Origin of the sequence: Novosphingobium lentum NBRC 107847 (assembly GCF_001590965.1) — a bacterium.
Taxonomy (GTDB): domain Bacteria; phylum Pseudomonadota; class Alphaproteobacteria; order Sphingomonadales; family Sphingomonadaceae; genus Novosphingobium; species Novosphingobium lentum.
Genome location: NZ_BCTW01000021.1, coordinates 62,500 through 81,008, shown reverse-complemented (window position 1 = coordinate 81,008; position 18,509 = coordinate 62,500). Strand labels below are relative to the sequence as shown.

Here is an 18,509-nt window from a genome sequence, read left to right as displayed (position 1 = left end):
CGGCCCGCACCGCTTGCACCCCACCGCAACAGACTGTAGCCGCCGCGCCACCATGACAGCGCACAAACCCGGCGATCCCACCACCATCAACCGCCTGTACGGCCGCGCCAAGGGCAAGCCGCTGCGCGCGGGCCAGCAGGCGTTGGTCGAGACGCTGCTGCCGCGCATCGCGGTGCCCGCAGACGGCCCTGTGACCGCCGGGGCGCTGTTCGGCGATACGCGCCCGCTGCACTTCGAGATCGGCTTCGGCGGGGGCGAGCACATGGCCTTTCGCGCCGATCTGCTGCCCGACCACGGCTTTATCGGGGCAGAACCGTTTCTCAACGGCGTGGCAGCGGCGCTGGTCCATGTCGACGGCGGGCGCAACAGCGCGGGGACCGCCGACCATACGCCGCTGGGCAACGTGCGCATCCATCACGGCGACGCGCTGGAGGTGCTGGCGCGTATCCCCGACGGTGCGCTGTCGTTCGTGTACCTGCTCCACCCCGATCCCTGGCCCAAGGCGCGCCACGCCAAGCGGCGGATGATGAACGACGGCCCGCTCGCACTGATCGCGGCCAAGCTGAAGCCGGGTGGCGAGTTCCGCTTTGGCACCGATCATCCGGTGTACTTGCGCCACGCGCTGATGATCATGCGCCGCCACCGCGCTGCGTTCACCTGGCTGTGCGAACAGCCGGAGGATTTTCAGCAGCGCCCCGGCGGCTGGCCCCAGACCCGCTACGAAGCCAAGGCCCGCGATCAGGGGCACGAGGTCTGGTACTTCCGGTATCGCAGGCGTTAACGCTGTTTGCGGCGGTGCCAATCCGGCAAAAATCCGCAAAAACCCTATCAGCCACGGGTTAACGGCAGGTTTTTTGCACCCCAGCAGCCATCCGGGTTAACCATTTAACCGGATGATAACCATCCTCTGGTGAAATGTGTCTTGCCGGTCCTTCGGGTCGCACCGGCAAGGAGACGGGGGCATGTCGAGTACCGATACCGCATCGCTGACGATTGCCGAACTGCGTGAGTTCGCCAGTTTCACAGCTGCAGAGCAGCGCTATATCAAGCGCAGTCTTGATGTCGGCCTGGGCCGGCAGGACGCGTTTCGCCTGTGGGCGAGAAACAGCGAGGAAACCTCGTCGATCCGCTCGCAATACGTGCTCTACCAGGACCTCAAATCGCTGCGCCGCGAACTGCCGGCAGGCGCCGGGTTCGACGGGATCGAACCGTTCATGAGCAAGCTGATGCGCGTCACCGCGTTCGACCTAGCGCAAGACCGGATCGGCTGCTTCTCGGCATTCCGCTTTCTGTATGAGCGGCTGCTGGGTGCCGAAGTGCGTCCGTGGCTGCCGGCCGCGTTCTGCGGCGCCGCCGCGCTGCCGCAGATCCGGCCCGACCGGCGCAAGGGGCTGCTCCAGTCGATCAGCGAAGCCGCGGCCACCGCGCCCGGCTGGTCGACCCGCGCACCGTGCTTCTATCCCCAGTATGTGGATCTCGAAACCAGCGTGCATTAGTTTTCTGTTTCAGCGTGGCTGAAACAGTGCGGCACCGGCCCGCTCCCCCGCCCGGCCACCCATAGCATAATTCCGTTGGGTGGCCGGGCGGGGGAGCGGGCCGGTGCCGCAACCCGGCCGTGAGGCTGGACAAGGAGTCCTGGCCGGGCAGGGGGAGCGGGCCGGTGCCGCGCGAGGTTGCTGACGACGTCAGTGACCGGTCAACGCACAAAAAAATCGCACCCGGCCGTGAGGCTGAACAGCCCTAACCCTTGTACAGCGCATCCAGCCGCGCGCCGTAGCGTTCGCGGATCTTGTGGCGGCGGATCTTGAGGCTGGGGGTCATTTCCTCGTTCTCGATGCCGAACGCCTCGTCGGCAAAGGCGAACTGGCGGACTTTTTCGGTGACCGAGACGTCCTTGTTGACCCGGTCGATCGCGGCGCGGATCGCGGACCGGAACGCGGGGAGGTCTTGCAGCGCGCGGATGTCGAACTTCTCGTCCTGCGCGCGCGCCCAGGCCAGCGCCCATTCGGCATCGGGCACGATCAGCCCGACCAGATAGGGCCGCTTGTCGCCCGAGACCATCGCCTGCGCGATCTCGGGTTGCAGCGTCAGCATGCCCTCGATCTTCTGCGGCGCGACGTTGTCGCCCTTGTCGTTGACGATCATGTCCTTTTTGCGATCGGTGATCACGATCCGGCCCTTGGCATCGAGATGGCCGATGTCGCCGGTGTGCAGCCAGCCGGCGTCGGGCCCGGTCGGCGGGATGGCGCGCGCGGTTTCCGCATCGTTCCGCCAGTAGCCGTGCATCACCAGTTCGCCCCGCACCAGGATCTCGCCGTCTTCGGCAAAGCGCAGTTCCACCCCGCGCATCGGTGGGCCGACGGTGTCCATCTTCAGGCCCACCTTGGGCCGGTTGCAGCTGATCACGGGTCCAGCCTCGGTCTGGCCATAGCCTTGCAGCATGGTCAGCCCCATCGCATCGAAGAACACGCCGACTTCGGGGTTGAGCGGTGCCCCGCCCGAGACCATCGCCTTGATCCGCCCGCCGAAGCGCTGGCGGATCTTGGGCCGCAGCGTGCGTTCGAGGATCAGGTCCATCGGCCGGTCGATCAGCCGGCGCTTGCCCGCCGCCTCCTTCTCGCCGATCGTCAGCGCACGGCGCATCAGGTAGTTGGCGAAACGGCCCTGCTTTTCCACCTGCTTCATGATCCGTGCGCGCAACACTTCGAACAGGCGCGGCACCACCACCATCATCGTCGGGCGCACGTCCTCGATATTGCTGGCGAGCTTTTCCAGGCCCTCGGAATAGTAGATCTCCGCGCCCATCCCGATCGGCAGGAACTGCCCGCCGGTGTGTTCGTAAGCATGGCTCAGCGGCAGGAACGACAGGAAGATCTCGCGGTCCCAGCCGAAATCCTCGGCCAGGATGTGCGCCGCGCCATCGACGTTGCACAGGATCGCGCCGTGGTGCTGGCGCACCCCGCGCGGCGCGCCGCCGGTGCCGCTGGTGTAGATGATGCAGGCGGTATCGCCGCGTCCGATCGTGGCGAGCCGCACATCGATTTCCGTACGCGCCGTGGCCGCGTCGCCCGCCAGCAAATCGGCCCAGTCATGAAATTCGAGCGACCCGGCTTGCGCGCGGCGCAGCGGTTCGAACGCGATCACATGGCGGGCGCTGTCGCTGCGCAGGGCGGCGGGCAGCAACGGCAGCGCCAGCTTGGCGTTCGACACGATCACCGCGCGCGCGCCCGAATTGTTGAGGATGTGCAGGTGATCGCGTTCGGTGTTGGTGGTGTAGGTCGGCACCGAAACCAGCCCGGCGGCCATGATCGCCAGATCGGCGATGCACCATTCTGGCCGGTTTTCGGATACCAGCACCACCCGGTCACCGCTTTCCAGCCCCAGCGCGCGCAAGTTGCGGGCGATCAGGCAGACTTGTTCGGCCGTCTTGGTCCAGCTGGTCGAATGCCAGGCGCCGCCGTGGCGGGCCCACAGGAACGGGGTGTCGCCGCGTTCGCGCGCGCGGTCCAGAAACATCGCCACAAGGTTGGGAAAACCCGCAAAGTCGGAAAGCTGCACTGGTTCCTCGCCCCGCTTCCGCCTGCACCACCGGCGCTGCGTTTCTTGTATCGGATGTGAAGCCTAGTGGGGCACCGCCGCTACGGCAACCGCCAACGTCGGTCGCGGTTCCGCGATGGTCGGGACCGCGCCGGTGCGGCGCTTCACTCGGCCACCGCTGCGCCTTCGCTGCGCGGGTCGGCGGCGCCCTGCCAGCGTGCGCCGACGCGTTCGATCGCATTGGCTTTCAGCGGCAGTTCGCGCGGGGTGACCTGCGCGTGGCCGAGCGCGACGAGCGCGGGGATCATCGCCTCCAGCTTCGATCCCTGCTCGATGTAGACCGCGTCGCCACCCGGCGCGAACAGCACCGGCAGCGCGATCGCGTCGCGTGCGGACAAGTGCCAGTCGATCACGCCGATGATCGCCTTGGCCACCTGCACCGGGATCGTCGCGCCGCCGGCCGCGCCGATCACCAGCCGCAACGATCCGTCGGGCGCAAACACCAGCGTCGGGCTCATCGAACTGCGCGGGCGCTTGCCGCCGTCCACGCGGTTGGCCACCGGCACGCCGTCCTTGCCGGGCACGAAGCTGAAATCGGTCAGCTCGTTGTTGAGGAAATACCCGCCGACCATGATGCCCGATCCGAACGCGCTTTCGATGGTGGAGGTGTAGGTGACCGCATCGCCCCACTTGTCGATCGCGACGAAGTGCGAAGTGCCGTGTTCTTCCGCCTCGACCCCATCCGCCCGGGCTTGCGCGCCGGGCGGCGACCCGGCCACCGGCGCGGGCATCGTGCGGTCGGCCGAAATCAGCCTGGCCCGCCGTGCCAGATAGGCCGGATCGATCAGGCCGGCCGTGGGCACGCGGATGAAGTCGGGATCGGCGAGATAACGATCGCGATCGGCATAGGCGACCCGCTCGCTTTCGGCGAGGAGATGCCACGCGATCGGCGAATCGGGGCCGAGCGCGGCCAGGTCGAACCCTTCGAGCTGGCGCAGCACCGCAATCACCGTGGTCGCGCCCGACGATGGCGGACCCATCCCGCAGATGCGGTAGCCGCGATAGCTGCCGCACACCGGCGCGCGCACCTTGGCGTCGTAACTGGCGAGGTCGCCGGTGCTCATCGGCGCCGGGTTGTGCGGCGCGGTGCCGACCTTGGAGGCGATCATCTGCGCATTGGGCCCGACATAGAAGCTGTCGGTCCCGCGCGCGGCCAGCCGTTCCAGCGATTGGGCCAGCGCCTCGTTCCTGATCAGCGTTCCCACGGGCAGCGGCGCGCCACCGGCATCGTAGAACAGCGCGCGCCCATCGGCATCGAACGCGCCCGTCGCGCGGCCCCGGTCGAGCGCGGCGTGCAGGCGCGGAGAAACCCGGTAGCCTTCACGCGCCAGCCGGATCGCGGGCTGGAACAGCGTGCGCCACGCCAGCTTGCCGTGCTCGCCGTGCGCCCGGCCCACCATCCGCAGGCTGCCCGGCACACCCACGCTTTTGCCGCCGGGCTGGGCCTGCGCGAACGGCAAGGGTTGACCGCCTGCCATGAACCAGTCGCCGTTGGCGGCCATCGGAGCGGTCTCGCGCCCGTCGATCGTCTCGATCGTTCCGCGCGGATCGGCCATGACCATGAACCCGCCGCCGCCGATCCCCGAACTTTGCGGTTCGACCACGGTCAGCGCAAGCATCGTGGCGATCGCCGCGTCGGTGGCGCTGCCGCCCAGCCGCAGCATCTGCGCCCCGGCATCGGCGGCGCGCGGATCGGCTGCGGAGACCAGCCCTTTTTCACCCGCCACCACGCTGTCGGCCTGGCCGACCCGCGCGGGAGCGGTGGCATCCTGCGGCAGCCGCACGGTCTCGACCATCGGCGGGGGCAGCATGCAGCCCGACAGCAGCAACGCGGCCATGCCTGCCAGCCCTGGGCCTGCCAACCTCGGGCCCGCCAACCTTGGGCCCAGCAGCCCAAAGCCTCGGGATTTTTGCCGGTCCCGATGATCGATCCGGGCCCGCGGCGCCCGATGGGAGAAAAGTTGCATGACGCCACGCTATGCGTTGCCGCCTGACCCGGCAAGCCCGGCACGCCCCGTGGCACGCGAGGAGCTGTGACAAGTTGGCAACGCCCGCAAACTTAACGGGAGCTTACGCAACAACCCGCAATTTTGTCGAATCCGTACAATTTTCGAATCGGTTCGTCGCTTAGACAGACCTTGCGACCCGAAGGGCTCGGTGCAGCGATGTGTCGAGTTCTCCACTTTAAGGCGGTCCTGCCATTCCGGCGGGGCCGCCCTTTTTTTGGCCGAAACCGGCGCTTCCGTGCCTGCGGCCTGGCCCGCATCCGGACGCATGACGCTACGGAAAGCGGGCCGATTCATGCAACGACTCACCCCGATGGGGCTTGACGGGAGCCGGATCACCCGCAACGGAACGCACATGTACGATCTGCAATCGATTTTGGCACCCGCCGACTGCCAATGATGCTTGCCAAGGGGGTTCCACCATCTGCCGTGCGCCGGCAACTGGCCGAAGCACGCCTGACCAGTCCGGCGCTGATCACGCTCGACTATTTCGCGCCGCCCGAAGCGGTGGCGCCCTACGTCACCACGTTTTTCCTGATGCGCTGCGACGAATCGGTCATCGCCGATGTCCAGCCGGCCGGAGTCGGCATCCTCAGCGTGTTCATGCGGGGACAGGGGCAGATCTTCATCCGCGACGGGACGGTCGACGCCAGCCACCGGATCAACCTGCTCACCCCGCTGGCCGCCGCCGCGCCGATCGTGGTCGACGGGCCGTGGCACGCGTTTGGCGCCGCGCTGTCGCCGCTGGGCTGGGCGTCGATGACCGGGCTCTCCGCCGCCACGGCGGGCAACCGGCTGGTCGAGGCGGGCGAGATCCTGGGTGAACACTTCACCCAACTGGGCGAAGATGTCAGCGACGGCTACAACGCCGGCTTGCTCGATCCTGCCGCCATGGCCGGGATGATGACTGCCGCCATCCTGCCCATCGTCCGCCGGGTGCCGGCCGCGCATGTCGTGCTGATCCGGCACGTCGTCGAATGGCTTGGCGCATCGCTGTCGCCGCGGGTCGAGCAGTTGCAGGAAAAGGCGCTGTATTCGCCGCGCCAGCTGCAGCGCCTGGTCGACCAGTATTTCGGTCTGCCGCCCAAGCAGCTGGCGCGCAAATACCGCGCGTTGCGCGCCGCCGCGCTGCTGGCCGATTCGCGCACCACGGCCGATGCGGCGGACGATATCGCCGCGCAGTTCTATGACCAGTCGCACATGATCCGCGAGATCGGGCTGTTCGTGGGCCGCACGCCGGCGCGGATCAACATTCCCGACGGCACGCTGCTCAATGCGCTGCTCGACTTGCGCAATTTCCGCGAAATCTCCGCCGCTATGCCTGTGTCCGACGCGGGCGACACCACCGCCTGAGCCGAAACGGCGCAGCGCGGTTGCGCAAGCGTCGCGCGATGCCTAGATAACCGGAACGAATCAGTCCGATTACCGATCGGGCTCAACCGGAAGCCTTTGCGATGCGCCTGTCGAGCATGGCCGACTATGCCGTTGTGACGATGAGCGCGGCTGCGCGCCATTGCGGTTCGGCGCGCGTCAACGCGGCCCAGCTGGCCGAGGAAACCGGGCTGCCCGCCCCCACCGTGCAGAAGCTGGTGAGCAAGCTGTCCGCCGCCGGACTGCTCAAATCGGTGCGCGGTGCGGGCGGTGGGCTCAAGCTGGCACGCCCCGCCGCCGCGATCAGCCTGGCCGATATCGTCGAGGCGGTCGAAGGCCCGATCGCGCTGGCGCCGTGCAGCGATCATGGCCGCCACGATTGCACGCTGGAGGCCGCGTGCACGGTTCGTCCGCACTGGCCGGCGGTCGATGCCGCCTTGCGCGGCGCGCTCGCCGGAATTCCGCTCACCCAGCTTGCCCGCGCCCCCGCCCGGATTGCCGAGACCGCATCATGACCGAAGAAACTGCCGTCAAGGATCAGGCCGCGCGCGATGCGGCCAAAAGCCTGGAAACCTACGAGTGGGGCTTCTCGTCCGACATCGAGCAGGAATTCGCGCCCAAGGGGCTGAGCGAAGACACCGTGCGCTTCATCTCGGGGAAGAAGAACGAGCCCGAATGGATGCTCGACTGGCGGCTGAAGGCCTATCGCCACTGGCTGACGATGACCGCGCCCGACTGGGCCAAGCTCAACGTCCCGCCGATCGATTACCAGGACGCCTATTACTACGCCGCGCCCAAAGTGAAAAAGGAACTGGCCAGCCTCGACGAGGTGGATCCTGAAATCCTGCGCGTGTACGAAAAGCTGGGCATCCCCATCGCCGAGCAGGAAGTGCTCGCGGGCGTCACCGGCAGCCGCAAGGTCGCGGTCGATGCTGTGTTCGATTCGGTGAGCGTCGCCACCACCTTCCGCAAGGAGCTGGAGGCGGCCGGCGTGATCTTCCGCTCGATTTCCGAGGCGATCAAGGAATACCCTGATCTGGTCAAGCGCTGGCTGGGCAAGGTCGTGCCGATGCACGACAACTACTTTGCCACGCTGAATTGCGCGGTCTTTTCCGACGGCACCTTCGTCTACATCCCCGAAGGCGTGCGCTGCCCGATGGAGCTCTCCACCTATTTCCGCATCAACGCGGAAAACACCGGCCAGTTCGAACGCACGCTGATCGTCGCCGAAAAGGGCAGCTACGTCAGCTACCTCGAAGGCTGCACCGCGCCGATGCGCGATGAAAACCAGTTGCACGCCGCCGTGGTCGAACTCGTCGCGATGGACGATGCCGAGATCAAGTATTCCACCGTGCAGAACTGGTATCCCGGCGATGCCACCGGCAAGGGCGGCATCTACAACTTCGTGACCAAGCGCGCGCTGTGCCAGGGCGCTCGGTCCAAGGTCAGCTGGACGCAGGTCGAAACCGGCAGCGCGGTGACGTGGAAATACCCGTCGTGCGTGTTGAACGGCGAGGATTCGGTGGGCGAATTCTACTCGGTCGCGGTCACCAACAATTACCAGCAGGCCGACACCGGCACCAAGATGATCCACAACGGCAAGCGCAGCCGCTCGACGATCATCTCCAAGGGCATCAGCGCGGGGCGCAGCAACAACACCTATCGCGGGCTGGTGCGCGTGGCGCCGGGCGCGGAAGGCGTGCGCAACTTCACCCAGTGCGACAGCCTGCTGCTCGGCCCCGACTGCGGCGCGCACACCGTGCCCTATATCGAAGTGCGCAACCCCAGCGCGCAGATCGAGCACGAGGCGACCACCAGCAAGATTTCGGACGACCAGTTGTACTACGCGATGCAGCGCGGGCTGGATCAGGAGGCGGCGGTGGCGCTGATCGTCAACGGCTTTGCCAAGGAAGTGCTGCAGCAACTGCCGATGGAATTCGCGGTCGAGGCGCAGAAGTTGCTGGGCATCAGCCTTGAAGGATCGGTCGGATGAGGAAGACGCTGACCGTCCGGGACGAGGCGCCGTCCGATCAGGCGCCGCCCGCAAAGCGCCACGCGCCTGCGATCTCGGAATCGCGGCTCGACAGCCTGCACGACACCGCGCGCGAAATGCGCCGCAACCTGACCGTTGCGGAAACGCGGCTGTGGGAGCATCTGTCGGGCGGCCAGCTCGATGGCTTCAAGTTCCGGCACAAGCTGGTGCTCGGTTCGGCGATCGTCGACTTCTTCTGCGCCGAAGCCCAGATCGCGGTCGAGATCGACGTCGGGGCGGACGCCGCCACGATCGAACGCCGCTACCGCAAGCTCGCCGACCTCGGCCTCACCGTCATCCGCGTCGGCGAAAGCGACGTGATGGAGGTCATCGACGAGGTGCTGGAACACGTGCTGGGCGAACTGCAGGAAGTCCGCGCCCGCAAGGCTGCGGCGCGCAAGCCTGCGGTCCGTCGCGACGGACCACGCCAGACATCGGGATACAAGGGAAGTTTCCGCTAGTGCTCCACATCGATAACCTTTCCGCCACGGTCGCCGACAAGCCGATCCTCAAGGGCCTCAGCCTCACCGTCAACGCGGGCGAGATCCATGCGATCATGGGCCCCAACGGTGCGGGCAAGTCGACGCTGGCCTATACGCTGGGCGGGCGGCCCGGGTATGACGTGACCGGCGGGACGGCCACGCTCGATGGGCAGGATATTCTCGCTCTGGCTCCGCACGAACGCGCGGCTGCCGGGCTGTTCCTGGGCTTCCAGTACCCTGTCGAGATTCCGGGCGTGTCGTTCGTCCAATTCCTTCGCGAAAGCGCCAATGCGCAGCGCAAGTCGCGCGGCGAGGCGCCGCTGTCGGGCGGCGAATTCCTCAAGCTGGCGCGCGAGAAAGCCGGATTGCTGCGCATGGACATGGACATGCTCAAGCGCCCGGTAAACGTCGGCTTTTCGGGCGGCGAGAAGAAGCGCGCCGAGATGGTCCAGATGGGCATCCTCGACCCCAGCCTTGCGGTGCTGGATGAAACCGACAGCGGGCTCGACATCGATGCCTTGCGCATCGTCGGCGAAGGCATCAACGCGATCATGCGCAAGCCCGACAAGGCGGTGCTGCTGATCACGCACTACCAGCGGCTGCTCGATTACGTGAAGCCCGATTTCGTCCACGTGCTGGCCGGCGGGCGCATCGTCAAGTCGGGCGGTCCCGAACTGGCGCACCAGCTGGAAGAGCACGGCTACGAGGCGGTGGCGGCGTGAGCAGTGTGCTGTTCCTCCTCGCGCTGACGGCCGCTCCGCCGCATCACGCAGCGGCGGGCAAGCCGCACGTGGTTGCGCCCACCGCGCACCGCAGCGAACTGGCGCTGAAGGCGAAAATGGAAACGTGGCGCGGCAAATGGCGGATCGAACCCGCAGGGGTTGCCTGCGCCACCGCGAGGTCCACCGGCGACGTGCGGCTCGACACCATCGGTTGTCGCGCGATCCAGGCCTGCTTTGCGCCGAAGGTAAGCCAGGTGGCGGCGATCGAGGACGGGGCGGGGTCCATCGACGAGAAGAAGGCGCGTCTCGCCACGCTGCTCGACGCCGGCAAGCCCTGCATCGCTCGCAACCGCGCGCTGGCGATCGAGATCCTTGCCGGCACGCGCCCGCCCCCACGTGTTGCGACGCGCGTTCGGGAAACCGGACGATGACGGCACTCGCCCTGCCCACCCGGCGCGACGAGGCGTTCCGCTACGCCGATCTCGATGCGCTGGCGCCGCTGTGGCCGCTGGCGCCCGAGATCATCGAAGTGGCGGCGGGCGCAACCGGTGCGCTGGCGATCGTCGCCGATGGCAGCGCGGCGCAGGCGCGCGAACTGGCGATCACGGTGGCCGATGGCGGGTCGTTCGATCTGCGCGTGCTCAACGTCGGCCGCGCTTATGGCCGCATCGCGGTGACCGTGACGCTGGGCAAGGCGGCGCAGTTCCACATCGGCGCAGCGCAGCTGGGCGGCGGCGAACAGGTGCTCGAACTGGTGACCGAAGTGCGCCATGCCGCGCCCGACGCGGTCAGCCGCCAGGTGGTGCGCTCGGTGCTTGGTGGCCATGCCACGGGCACGTATCTGGGCAAAGTCGCGGTCGCGCGCGGGGCCGACGGGACCGACGCGGGCCAGTCGGTGCGGGCGATGCTGTTGACCCGCACCGCCACCGCCAACGCGCGGCCCGAGCTGGAAATCTATGCCGACGACGTCAAGTGCGAGCACGGTTGCGCGGTGGGTGAGCTGGACGCCGCCGGGCTGTTCTATCTCGAATCGCGCGGGCTCCCGCCGGAACTGGCCAAGCGCCTGATGCTGCAGGCGTTCATCGCCGAAGCCTTCACCGGCGCGGCCGACGAGGATGTGCTGACCGAGGCGGCGCTGTCGGCGCTGGAGGCGTTGCTGTGAACGCCCCCGTCACCACGTCCGCGACTGGTTCCGTGCTGACCTTCCGCGAGGATTGGCCGGGCCTGTCCAACGCCGACGGCAGCCGCTGGCACTATCTCGACACCGCCGCCACCGCGCAGAAGCCGCAACCGGTGATCGACGCGGTGACGCGCGCGATCGGCGCCGATTACGCGACCGTGCATCGCGGGGTCTACACCCGCTCGGCCGAAATGACGCTGGGTTACGAGGCAGCGCGCCGCCGCGTGGCGAAGTTCATCGGCGGGCACGAGGACGAGATCGTGTTCACCCGCGGCGCGACCGAGGCGATCAACCTCGTCGCGCAAAGCTGGGGCCGCACCAACCTGAAGGCCGGTGACCGCGTGCTGCTGTCACAGCTGGAACACCATTCCAACATCGTGCCGTGGCAATTGCTGCGCGAGACGACCGGGATCGAAATCGACGTCTGCCCGCTGACCGAGGACGGGCGGATCGATCTCGACGCCGCCGAACGCATGCTTACCCCCCGGCACAAGCTGGTGGCGATCGCGCACGTTTCCAATGTGCTGGGCTCGCTGGTCGATGCCGGGCGCGCTGCCGAACTGGCGCACATGGTCGGCGCGAAACTGCTGCTCGACGGGTGCCAGGCGGTGGCGCGGCTGCCGGTCGACGTACGGGCGCTGGGCTGCGATTTCTACGCGTTCTCGGGCCACAAGCTCTACGGGCCGACCGGGATCGGCGCGCTGTGGGCGCGGGCCGACCTGCTCGAAGCGATGCCGCCGTGGCAGGGCGGCGGATCGATGATCGACCGCGTCACGTTCGAGCGCACCACGTTCGCCCCGCCGCCGCAGCGGTTCGAGGCGGGCACCCCGGCGATCGTCGAGGCGATCGGGCTGGCGGTGGCGATCGACTTTGTCGAGCAGATCGGGCTGTCTGCGATCCACGCCCACGAGACCGCGCTGGTCCACCGCTTGCGCGAGGCGCTGCGCGCGTACAACAGCGTGACGCTGTTCGGCCCCGAACAAAGCGCGGGCATCGTCAGTTTTGCGCTGGAGGGGGTGCATCCGCACGATCTCGGCACCATATTGGACGAGGAAGGCGTGGCGATCCGCGCCGGCCACCACTGCGCGCAGCCGCTGATGGACCATCTGGGCGTGCCCGCGACGGCGCGTGCCAGCTTCGGCGTGTACAGCGATGAAAGCGATATCGACGCGCTGCTGCGCGGGATCGAGCGAACGTTGAAGATTTTCGGATGAGCGAGGATTTCCGAATGAACGACACAATCAGGATCGAGGAAGTGGACGGGGTCGAACCGCCGCCGCGCGCGCGGGTCGAAGACCCTGACGCCCCCGGTGTCATTGCCGAAAGCGCGACCGACAAGCTCACCCGCAAGCGCGACTATCTCGACGGCTTCCTTGCGGAAAAGCCGGCGGGCACCGCTGCGGGCGAACCCGGCGGCGACATCTATGAAGCCGTGGTTGCCGCGCTGCGCGAGATTTTCGATCCGGAAATCCCGGTTAACATCTACGATCTCGGCCTGATCTACGGCGTGGACGTCAGCCCCGAAAACCACGTCGCGGTGACCATGACGCTGACCACGCCGCACTGCCCGGTGGCCGAATCGATGCCCGCCGAAGTCGAGCTGCGCGTCGGCGCGGTGCCCGGCGTGGGCGATGCCGAGGTCAACCTGGTGTGGGATCCGCCGTGGGATCCGGCCAAGATGAGCGACGAAGCCCGCCTCGAACTGGGGATGCTGTAATGCCAGACTCCGCTATAAAAAGCGTTGAAACCAGGATCCGCGCCCGCCCGGCTGCTGTCATCCTCACCCCCTCGGCCGAACAGCGCGTGGCCGATCTGATGGCCGATGCGCCCGAAGGCGCGATCGGGGTCAAGCTTTCCACCCCGCGCCGGGGCTGTTCGGGGCTGGCCTATTCGGTCGATTACGTGACCGAAGCGGTGCCGTTCGACGAACGCATCGAGACACCGGGCGGCACGTTCTTCATCGATGGCGGATCGGTGCTGTATCTGGTCGGCAGCACGATGGACTGGGTGGAAGACGATTTCACCGCCGGGTTCGTGTTCGCCAACCCCAACGCCAAGGGCAGCTGTGGCTGCGGCGAAAGTTTTACGGTCTGATGCTGCTTCGGCGAGGCTGAAACAGCCCGCCGTCATGCTGGCAAAATCAACCCTTCGTTTCCTCGGCGATGAAATCGAGCAGCGCCTGTTCCAGCGCGTCGATCTGGCCGTCGGCGTGAATGTGCTGGTCCAGCCAGCGCGTCTCGTCGCTGTCGATGGCGTGGGCGGTATCGTATTCGGCCTCACGATCGCGCGCGAGCGGCTTGCGGCCGAACAGGCCCTGCCATGTCCCGCCCAGATCGCTTTTTGCCATCCGTCCGAAGAAGCCGCCGATGCCGCTGCCCGGCTGGTCCATGAACGATTCGAGTTCGGCCGCGCGCTCGCGTGAAAACGGCGCGTAGCTGGAATAGGCCAGCAGGTAGTTGCCCACCCCTTGCACGAACAGCGCCTGCCATTCGGGCGCATTGTCGCCGCCCAGCGTCGCGTCCTTCAGGCGGAACAGCAGTTCGGCCTCGACCCGGCTAACGGCGGCAGGGCGATCGCCGCCCGAGGCAAAGATCATGCGGCGCAGCAGCGCCGCCGATGTCGCGGTGATCGATCCCGGCGCGCTGGCGCCACTGCCGCGCGTCGGGTCGGTGCCGGCGGTCACGGCCAGTTCGATCTGCTGCAGCGCATACGCCTTCAGGCCATCGGGCACCACCAGCGCGCGTTCCACGATCCGGACCAGCAGTTCCAGTTCGGCGACCGAATCGAGCCGTCCGTCGCGGTCCATGTGCTCGATCAGCCAGTTCGCGGTCGCATCGTCGACATAGCCCCTGGGCGCGGTGCCGTTGACGACGTAGTCGCACAGCGCCTCGACGAAGAACGCGACCCATTCGGGGGTGCGATCCGCCACGAGGTCGTTGATCGCGAACAGCGCGTCGGCTTCGGCGGTTTCGAACACCCCGTCCGCCCAGCCTTCGCGACGCAGACCAAGGATTTCCTCGGCCGTGATCGCGCGGTCGGCCGCAGCCTGCTTGGCCAGTTCGCGGAAATGCATGCTCATCGTGGCGGTCGTCCGTATCGGTGAATGACCGCGTGGATGTACGACGCGAGGCTTAATTCCGCGTTACCCTTGATTCGAGCATCCCTTTGCTGGTCAATTCCCGCGCAAGTCCGGTGGGGTCGCCTCGGCCTGCAGGAACGCGATCGCCTCGGCCAGCGGCATGAAGCGCTGCTGCTGTTCGCCCAGCGTGCGGATCGCCACGGTGCCCTCGTCGGCCTCGCGCTTGCCCACCACCAGCAAGTGCGGGACTTTCTGCAGCGAATGCTCGCGCACCTTGTAGTTGATCTTCTCGTTGCGCAGGTCGCTGTCCACGCGAATGCCCGCCGCCTTCAGCTGCGCGACCACCTCCATCGCGTAATCGTCGGCATCGGACACGATCGTCGCCACCACCGCCTGCACCGGGGCAAGCCACACCGGCAGCTTGCCGGCATAATGCTCGATCAGGATGCCGATGAAGCGTTCGAACGAGCCCAGGATCGCGCGGTGCAGCATTACCGGACGGTGCTTTTCGCCGTCCTCCCCGATGTAGCTGGCGTCGAGCCGTTCGGGCAAAACCGTGTCGGTCTGGATCGTGCCGACCTGCCACGTCCGCCCGATCGCGTCGGTCAGGTGAAACTCCAGCTTGGGCGCATAGAACGCGCCCTCGCCGGGCAGTTCTTCCCAGCCCCATGCGGGCGTGTTGCGGCCCGTGGCGGCGACCGCGTCGCGCATCGACTGTTCGGACCAGTCCCACATCGCGTCGCTGCCGAAACGCTTTTCGGGGCGCAGCGCCAGCTTGATCGCGTAGTCGGTGAAGCCCAGGTCTTTGTAGACACGGTCGAGCAGGTCGCAGAAATCGGCGACTTCGGACACCAGCTGGTCCTCGCGCACGAAAATGTGCGCATCGTCCTGCGTGAACTGGCGCACGCGCATCAGCCCGTGCAGCGCGCCGTGCGGCTCGTTGCGGTGGCAGCAGCCGAATTCGGCCATGCGGATCGGCAGCTCGCGATAGCTGGTGATGCCCTGGCGGAAGATCAGCACGTGCGCCGGGCAGTTCATCGGCTTGATCGCCATGAGATCGGCCTCGCCCGTCAACACCGGGCCATCGTCCTCGCCCGAGGGAACCTCGTCGGGCACCACGAACATGTTCTCGCGGTACTTGCCCCAGTGGCCCGATTGCTCCCACTGCTTGGCGTCCATGATCTGCGGCGTCTTGACCTCGACATAGCCCGCCGCGTCCAGCCGGCGCCGCATGTATGCCTCGAGGCAACGCCAGATCATGTAGCCCTTGGGATGCCAGAAGATGCTGCCGTGCGCTTCGGCCTGGAGGTGGAACAAGTCCATCTCCTGCCCCAGCTTGCGGTGGTCGCGCTTGGCCGCTTCTTCCAGCCGCACCATGTGCGCGTCGAGCTGTTTCTTGTTGAGCCAGCCGGTGCCGTAGATGCGGCTGAGCATCGCGTTGGCCTGATCGCCGCGCCAGTAGGCACCCGACACGCGCGTCAGCTTGAACGCGGCGGGATCGAGCTTGCCGGTGGAGGCCAAGTGCGGGCCGCGGCACATGTCGAGCCAGTCGTCGCCGGACCAGTACACCGTCAGCGGCTCGTCGCCGGGCAATTCGGCAGCCCATTCGGCCTTGAACGTCTCGCCCTGTTCGCGCCAGCGCCCGATCAACGCCTCGCGGCTCCACACTTCGCGGCGCAGCGGCTTGTCGGCGGCGATGATCTTGCGCATCTCGGCCTCGAGTCCGGGCAGGTCTTCCTCGGTGAACGGGCCATGCGCCGGCGGCGGCGCGAAGTCATAGTAGAAGCCGTCGTCGGTCGAAGGGCCGAACGTGATCTGCGTGCCGGGAAACAGCGCCTGCACCGCTTCTGCCAGCACATGCGCGAAATCGTGGCGCGCCAGTTCCAGCGCATCGACCTCGTCGCGCGCGGTCACCAGCGCCAGTTGCGCGTCGCTGTCCAGCGGGCGCATGATGTCGCGCAGCTCGCCGTCGACGCGCGCGGCGATCGCGGCCTTGGCCAGCCCCGGACCAATCGCGGCGGCGATGTCCGCCGGGGTGGTGCCGGGCGCGACTTCGCGCACGGAACCATCGGGCAGGGTGATCTTCAGCAGTTGAGACATTGCGCACTTCTCATATGTTTCAATTCGCCGACATCTTGGTCGCCGGTATCCATGGGCGCTTTGGCAGAAGTGCGCGCGCGCCGGAAGGGGCGGCGTCACCGTATCGGCGCGACGCAGCGCAGATAGCTTCAGGCGGCGCTTTCCTACAATGGGTCCGCCGGGCTAGGGTGCCTCCAGCCGCCGCCAGTTCTGCGGCGCTTCCTTGGCTTGGGAAAGGGGGGCGGGGTTTTCGCAAGGGTGTGTAAACTTCGTAAACTTCAGCAGGAAAACGCGCCCGGACATGAACGAATCGCCCGCCCAATTCTGCGACGGACCCGATGGCCGCAAGCTGGCCCACCGCTTTCTGGCCGGGCGCGGACCCGCGATCGTGTTCCTGCCCGGCTATATGTCCGACATGGCGGGCGGCAAGGCGCAGGCGGTGTTCGATTGGGCGGCGGCGGCGGGCCGCGCCTGCCTGTTGCTCGACTATTCGGGCTGCGGGCAAAGTCCCGGTGATTTTGCCGACGGCACGCTCTCGCGCTGGCGGGACGATGTGCTGGCGGTGATCGCGCACTGCGGGCTCGACCGCGTGGTGCTGGCGGGATCGTCGATGGGCGGGTGGCTGATGGTGCTGCTTGCGCAGTTGCTCGGGAGCCGCATCGTCGGCCTTGTCGGTATTGCCGCCGCGCCCGATTTCACCGACTGGGGTTTTACCGAGGCGCAGAAAGCCGATCTGCGCGCCGGACGCACGATCTTCGAGGACAATGCCTATGGCCCCGCGCCCACGCCCACCCACGCCGGGTTCTGGGCCGATGGCGAGGCACTGCACGTGCTTGACGAGGAGATCGCCTTCGACGGCCTGGTGCGGCTGCTGCAGGGGCAGGCCGATCCCGATGTGCCGTGGGAAACCGCGCTGAAGCTGGCGGCGGCGCTGCGTTCAGCCGATGTGCAGGTCCACCTGATCAAGGACGGCGACCACCGCCTGTCGCGCCCCGGCGACATCGCGCTGCTGCTGCGCACGCTCGCAGCGCTGGAGGCGGATTTGCCCGCCGCCGCATGAAAGACCCTGCGATGCCGATCCTGCCCGTTCCCATATTCGCCCAGGCCGCGACAGTTCTGCAGCCGGGGCCGAATCCTTCGCCGATGCGTCCGTCCGACCTGCCGATCCCGCATCGCCACAAAGTCGCGCCCGGCACGGATACCCAGGCACCGCTGGTGGCGCCTGCGGGCAAGGACCGGCTGGCCGAATGCATGGCGCTGGCAGGACGCGATCCCGCTGCGGGCGAGGCCTATGCCCGGGCGTGGCTCGCCGACAGCAAGCCGGGGCTGGCGCAAGTCGGACCCAATCAGTGCTTGGGCCAGATCCGCGCCGCCGGCGGTGACTGGGCCGGGGCCGAACAGGCGTTTGCCGCCGCGATCGCCGCGATCCCGGCATCGCAGGCGTCATCGGCGCAGCCCTTGCTGGGCATGGCCGGCAACGCCGCGCTGTTCGGCGGCCATGCCGATCGCGCCATCGGCCTGCTCGACCGCGCGCTGGCGCTCAAGGGGCCGTTCGACAATCTCCAGCTCGGCGCGTTGCAGGCCGACCGGGCGCGGGCGCTGGTTGCGCTGGGCCGCCTCGGCGATGCCGGCGACGCGCTCGACGAGGCGCACCGGCTGGCGCCTGAAGACGGTGAGGGCTGGCTGCTGTCGGCCACGCTGGCGCGCCGCAACAATGATCTCGAACGGGCGCAGCGCGATATCGAAGTCGCCGCCCGGCTCGCGCCGCGCGATCCGGCGGTCGGCCTCGAAGCCGGGGTCATCGCCGCGCTGGCCGGGCATGACGAACCGGCGCGAAAGTCGTGGCAATCGGTGATCGCCGCCGCGCCGGGTACGCCCGAGGCGGCGTCCGCCAAGACTTATCTGGAACAGCTGGGGCCCGCGCCCGTTGGGGCTCCCGTGACCCCATCCAAACCATGAAA

At 67.5% G+C, this 18,509-nt stretch carries 18 protein-coding genes; 14 read left to right on the top strand and 4 right to left on the bottom strand.

The features are described 5' to 3' along the window. Positions 1–52 precede the first annotated feature (52 nt). Both trmB and NL2_RS17150 read left to right on the top strand, forming a co-directional pair. Positions 53–781 carry a tRNA (guanine(46)-N(7))-methyltransferase TrmB gene (gene trmB, locus NL2_RS17155; protein WP_068077006.1) on the top strand — a complete coding sequence of 243 codons (729 nt, stop codon included), beginning with the start codon at positions 53–55 and terminating at the stop codon, positions 779–781. A 181-nt stretch (positions 782–962) separates the two neighbouring features. Further along, complete coding sequence (locus NL2_RS17150) at positions 963–1,496, top strand: hypothetical protein (RefSeq protein ID WP_068077004.1); 534 nt, start codon at positions 963–965, stop codon at positions 1,494–1,496. Positions 1,497–1,740: 244 nt separating this feature from the next. Here the strand turns inward: NL2_RS17150 and NL2_RS17145 are convergent, their stop codons facing one another. Together NL2_RS17145 and ggt are read right to left on the bottom strand one after the other, a co-directional pair. After that, the gene (locus tag NL2_RS17145; RefSeq protein WP_068077002.1) at positions 1,741–3,558 is read right to left on the bottom strand and encodes an AMP-dependent synthetase/ligase; all 1,818 of its coding nucleotides are present in this window, start codon (positions 3,556–3,558) and stop codon (positions 1,741–1,743) included. A 143-nt stretch (positions 3,559–3,701) separates the two neighbouring features. After that, positions 3,702–5,435, bottom strand: coding sequence for a gamma-glutamyltransferase (gene ggt / locus NL2_RS17140; RefSeq protein ID WP_084356172.1), 1,734 nt, complete (start codon positions 5,433–5,435; stop codon positions 3,702–3,704). Positions 5,436–5,999: 564 nt separating this feature from the next. Here ggt and NL2_RS17135 point away from each other — a divergent pair. The 10 genes from NL2_RS17135 to NL2_RS17090 all read left to right on the top strand — a co-directional run bounded on the left by NL2_RS17135 (position 6,000) and on the right by NL2_RS17090 (position 13,484). After that, the gene (locus tag NL2_RS17135; RefSeq protein ID WP_245647737.1) at positions 6,000–6,956 is read left to right on the top strand and encodes a helix-turn-helix domain-containing protein; all 957 of its coding nucleotides are present in this window, start codon (positions 6,000–6,002) and stop codon (positions 6,954–6,956) included. Between the two features lie 101 nt (positions 6,957–7,057). Beyond that, complete coding sequence (locus NL2_RS17130) at positions 7,058–7,489, top strand: SUF system Fe-S cluster assembly regulator (protein ID WP_068077001.1); 432 nt, start codon at positions 7,058–7,060, stop codon at positions 7,487–7,489. Beyond that, positions 7,486–8,967: a Fe-S cluster assembly protein SufB gene (gene sufB, locus NL2_RS17125; RefSeq protein WP_068076999.1), complete on the top strand. Its 1,482-nt coding sequence runs from the start codon at positions 7,486–7,488 to the stop codon at positions 8,965–8,967. Before NL2_RS17130 ends, sufB begins: the two co-directional genes overlap by 4 nt. Then, positions 8,964–9,467, top strand: a complete 504-nt coding sequence (locus NL2_RS17120) for an endonuclease domain-containing protein (protein ID WP_068076997.1) — start codon at positions 8,964–8,966, stop codon at positions 9,465–9,467. Before sufB ends, NL2_RS17120 begins: the two co-directional genes overlap by 4 nt. Continuing rightward, positions 9,467–10,210, top strand: a complete 744-nt coding sequence (gene sufC, locus NL2_RS17115; RefSeq protein ID WP_068076995.1) for a Fe-S cluster assembly ATPase SufC — start codon at positions 9,467–9,469, stop codon at positions 10,208–10,210. Before NL2_RS17120 ends, sufC begins: the two co-directional genes overlap by 1 nt. Further along, positions 10,207–10,641 carry a hypothetical protein gene (locus tag NL2_RS17110; RefSeq protein WP_068076993.1) on the top strand — a complete coding sequence of 145 codons (435 nt, stop codon included), beginning with the start codon at positions 10,207–10,209 and terminating at the stop codon, positions 10,639–10,641. Before sufC ends, NL2_RS17110 begins: the two co-directional genes overlap by 4 nt. Next, a complete protein-coding gene (locus NL2_RS17105) occupies positions 10,638–11,372 on the top strand; it encodes a SufD family Fe-S cluster assembly protein (protein ID WP_068076991.1) in 735 nt (244 codons plus the stop codon). The genes NL2_RS17110 and NL2_RS17105 overlap by 4 nt, the downstream gene beginning before the upstream one ends. Then, positions 11,369–12,604 (top strand): cysteine desulfurase, encoded by a 1,236-nt coding sequence (locus NL2_RS17100; protein ID WP_068076981.1) that lies wholly within the window; start codon positions 11,369–11,371, stop codon positions 12,602–12,604. Before NL2_RS17105 ends, NL2_RS17100 begins: the two co-directional genes overlap by 4 nt. Before the next feature lie 14 nt (positions 12,605–12,618). After that, positions 12,619–13,107, top strand: coding sequence for an SUF system Fe-S cluster assembly protein (locus NL2_RS17095; RefSeq protein ID WP_439646907.1), 489 nt, complete (start codon positions 12,619–12,621; stop codon positions 13,105–13,107). Continuing rightward, positions 13,107–13,484: a HesB/IscA family protein gene (locus NL2_RS17090; RefSeq protein WP_068076977.1), complete on the top strand. Its 378-nt coding sequence runs from the start codon at positions 13,107–13,109 to the stop codon at positions 13,482–13,484. Before NL2_RS17095 ends, NL2_RS17090 begins: the two co-directional genes overlap by 1 nt. A gap of 46 nt (positions 13,485–13,530) precedes the next feature. Here the strand turns inward: NL2_RS17090 and NL2_RS17085 are convergent, their stop codons facing one another. Together NL2_RS17085 and thrS are read right to left on the bottom strand one after the other, a co-directional pair. Continuing rightward, a complete protein-coding gene (locus NL2_RS17085; protein ID WP_068076976.1) occupies positions 13,531–14,469 on the bottom strand; it encodes a hypothetical protein in 939 nt (312 codons plus the stop codon). Between the two features lie 93 nt (positions 14,470–14,562). Then, the gene (thrS, locus tag NL2_RS17080) at positions 14,563–16,569 is read right to left on the bottom strand and encodes a threonine--tRNA ligase (protein WP_068076974.1); all 2,007 of its coding nucleotides are present in this window, start codon (positions 16,567–16,569) and stop codon (positions 14,563–14,565) included. 280 nt (positions 16,570–16,849) lie between these two features. Between thrS and NL2_RS17075 the strand changes: the two genes are divergently transcribed. After that, positions 16,850–17,608 (top strand): alpha/beta hydrolase, encoded by a 759-nt coding sequence (locus tag NL2_RS17075; RefSeq protein ID WP_068076972.1) that lies wholly within the window; start codon positions 16,850–16,852, stop codon positions 17,606–17,608. Further along, positions 17,605–18,507, top strand: coding sequence for a tetratricopeptide repeat protein (locus NL2_RS17070; protein ID WP_157083223.1), 903 nt, complete (start codon positions 17,605–17,607; stop codon positions 18,505–18,507). Before NL2_RS17075 ends, NL2_RS17070 begins: the two co-directional genes overlap by 4 nt. Positions 18,508–18,509: the final 2 nt, after the last annotated feature.

Bases quoted from the DNA above. Each gene is read 5' to 3' on its own strand.
- trmB (WP_068077006.1), top strand. From the start codon at position 53: ATGACAGCGCACAAACCCGGCGATCCCACCACCATCAACCGCCTGTAC.
- NL2_RS17150 (WP_068077004.1), top strand. From the start codon at position 963: ATGTCGAGTACCGATACCGCATCGCTGACGATTGCCGAACTGCGTGAG.
- ggt (WP_084356172.1), bottom strand. From the start codon at position 5,435: ATGGCCGCGTTGCTGCTGTCGGGCTGCATGCTGCCCCCGCCGATGGTC.
- NL2_RS17135 (WP_245647737.1), top strand. From the start codon at position 6,000: ATGATGCTTGCCAAGGGGGTTCCACCATCTGCCGTGCGCCGGCAACTG.
- NL2_RS17130 (WP_068077001.1), top strand. From the start codon at position 7,058: ATGCGCCTGTCGAGCATGGCCGACTATGCCGTTGTGACGATGAGCGCG.
- sufB (WP_068076999.1), top strand. From the start codon at position 7,486: ATGACCGAAGAAACTGCCGTCAAGGATCAGGCCGCGCGCGATGCGGCC.
- NL2_RS17120 (WP_068076997.1), top strand. From the start codon at position 8,964: ATGAGGAAGACGCTGACCGTCCGGGACGAGGCGCCGTCCGATCAGGCG.
- NL2_RS17105 (WP_068076991.1), top strand. From the start codon at position 10,638: ATGACGGCACTCGCCCTGCCCACCCGGCGCGACGAGGCGTTCCGCTAC.
- NL2_RS17095 (WP_439646907.1), top strand. From the start codon at position 12,619: ATGAACGACACAATCAGGATCGAGGAAGTGGACGGGGTCGAACCGCCG.
- NL2_RS17090 (WP_068076977.1), top strand. From the start codon at position 13,107: ATGCCAGACTCCGCTATAAAAAGCGTTGAAACCAGGATCCGCGCCCGC.
- NL2_RS17085 (WP_068076976.1), bottom strand. From the start codon at position 14,469: ATGAGCATGCATTTCCGCGAACTGGCCAAGCAGGCTGCGGCCGACCGC.
- thrS (WP_068076974.1), bottom strand. From the start codon at position 16,569: ATGTCTCAACTGCTGAAGATCACCCTGCCCGATGGTTCCGTGCGCGAA.
- NL2_RS17075 (WP_068076972.1), top strand. From the start codon at position 16,850: ATGAACGAATCGCCCGCCCAATTCTGCGACGGACCCGATGGCCGCAAG.
- NL2_RS17070 (WP_157083223.1), top strand. From the start codon at position 17,605: ATGAAAGACCCTGCGATGCCGATCCTGCCCGTTCCCATATTCGCCCAG.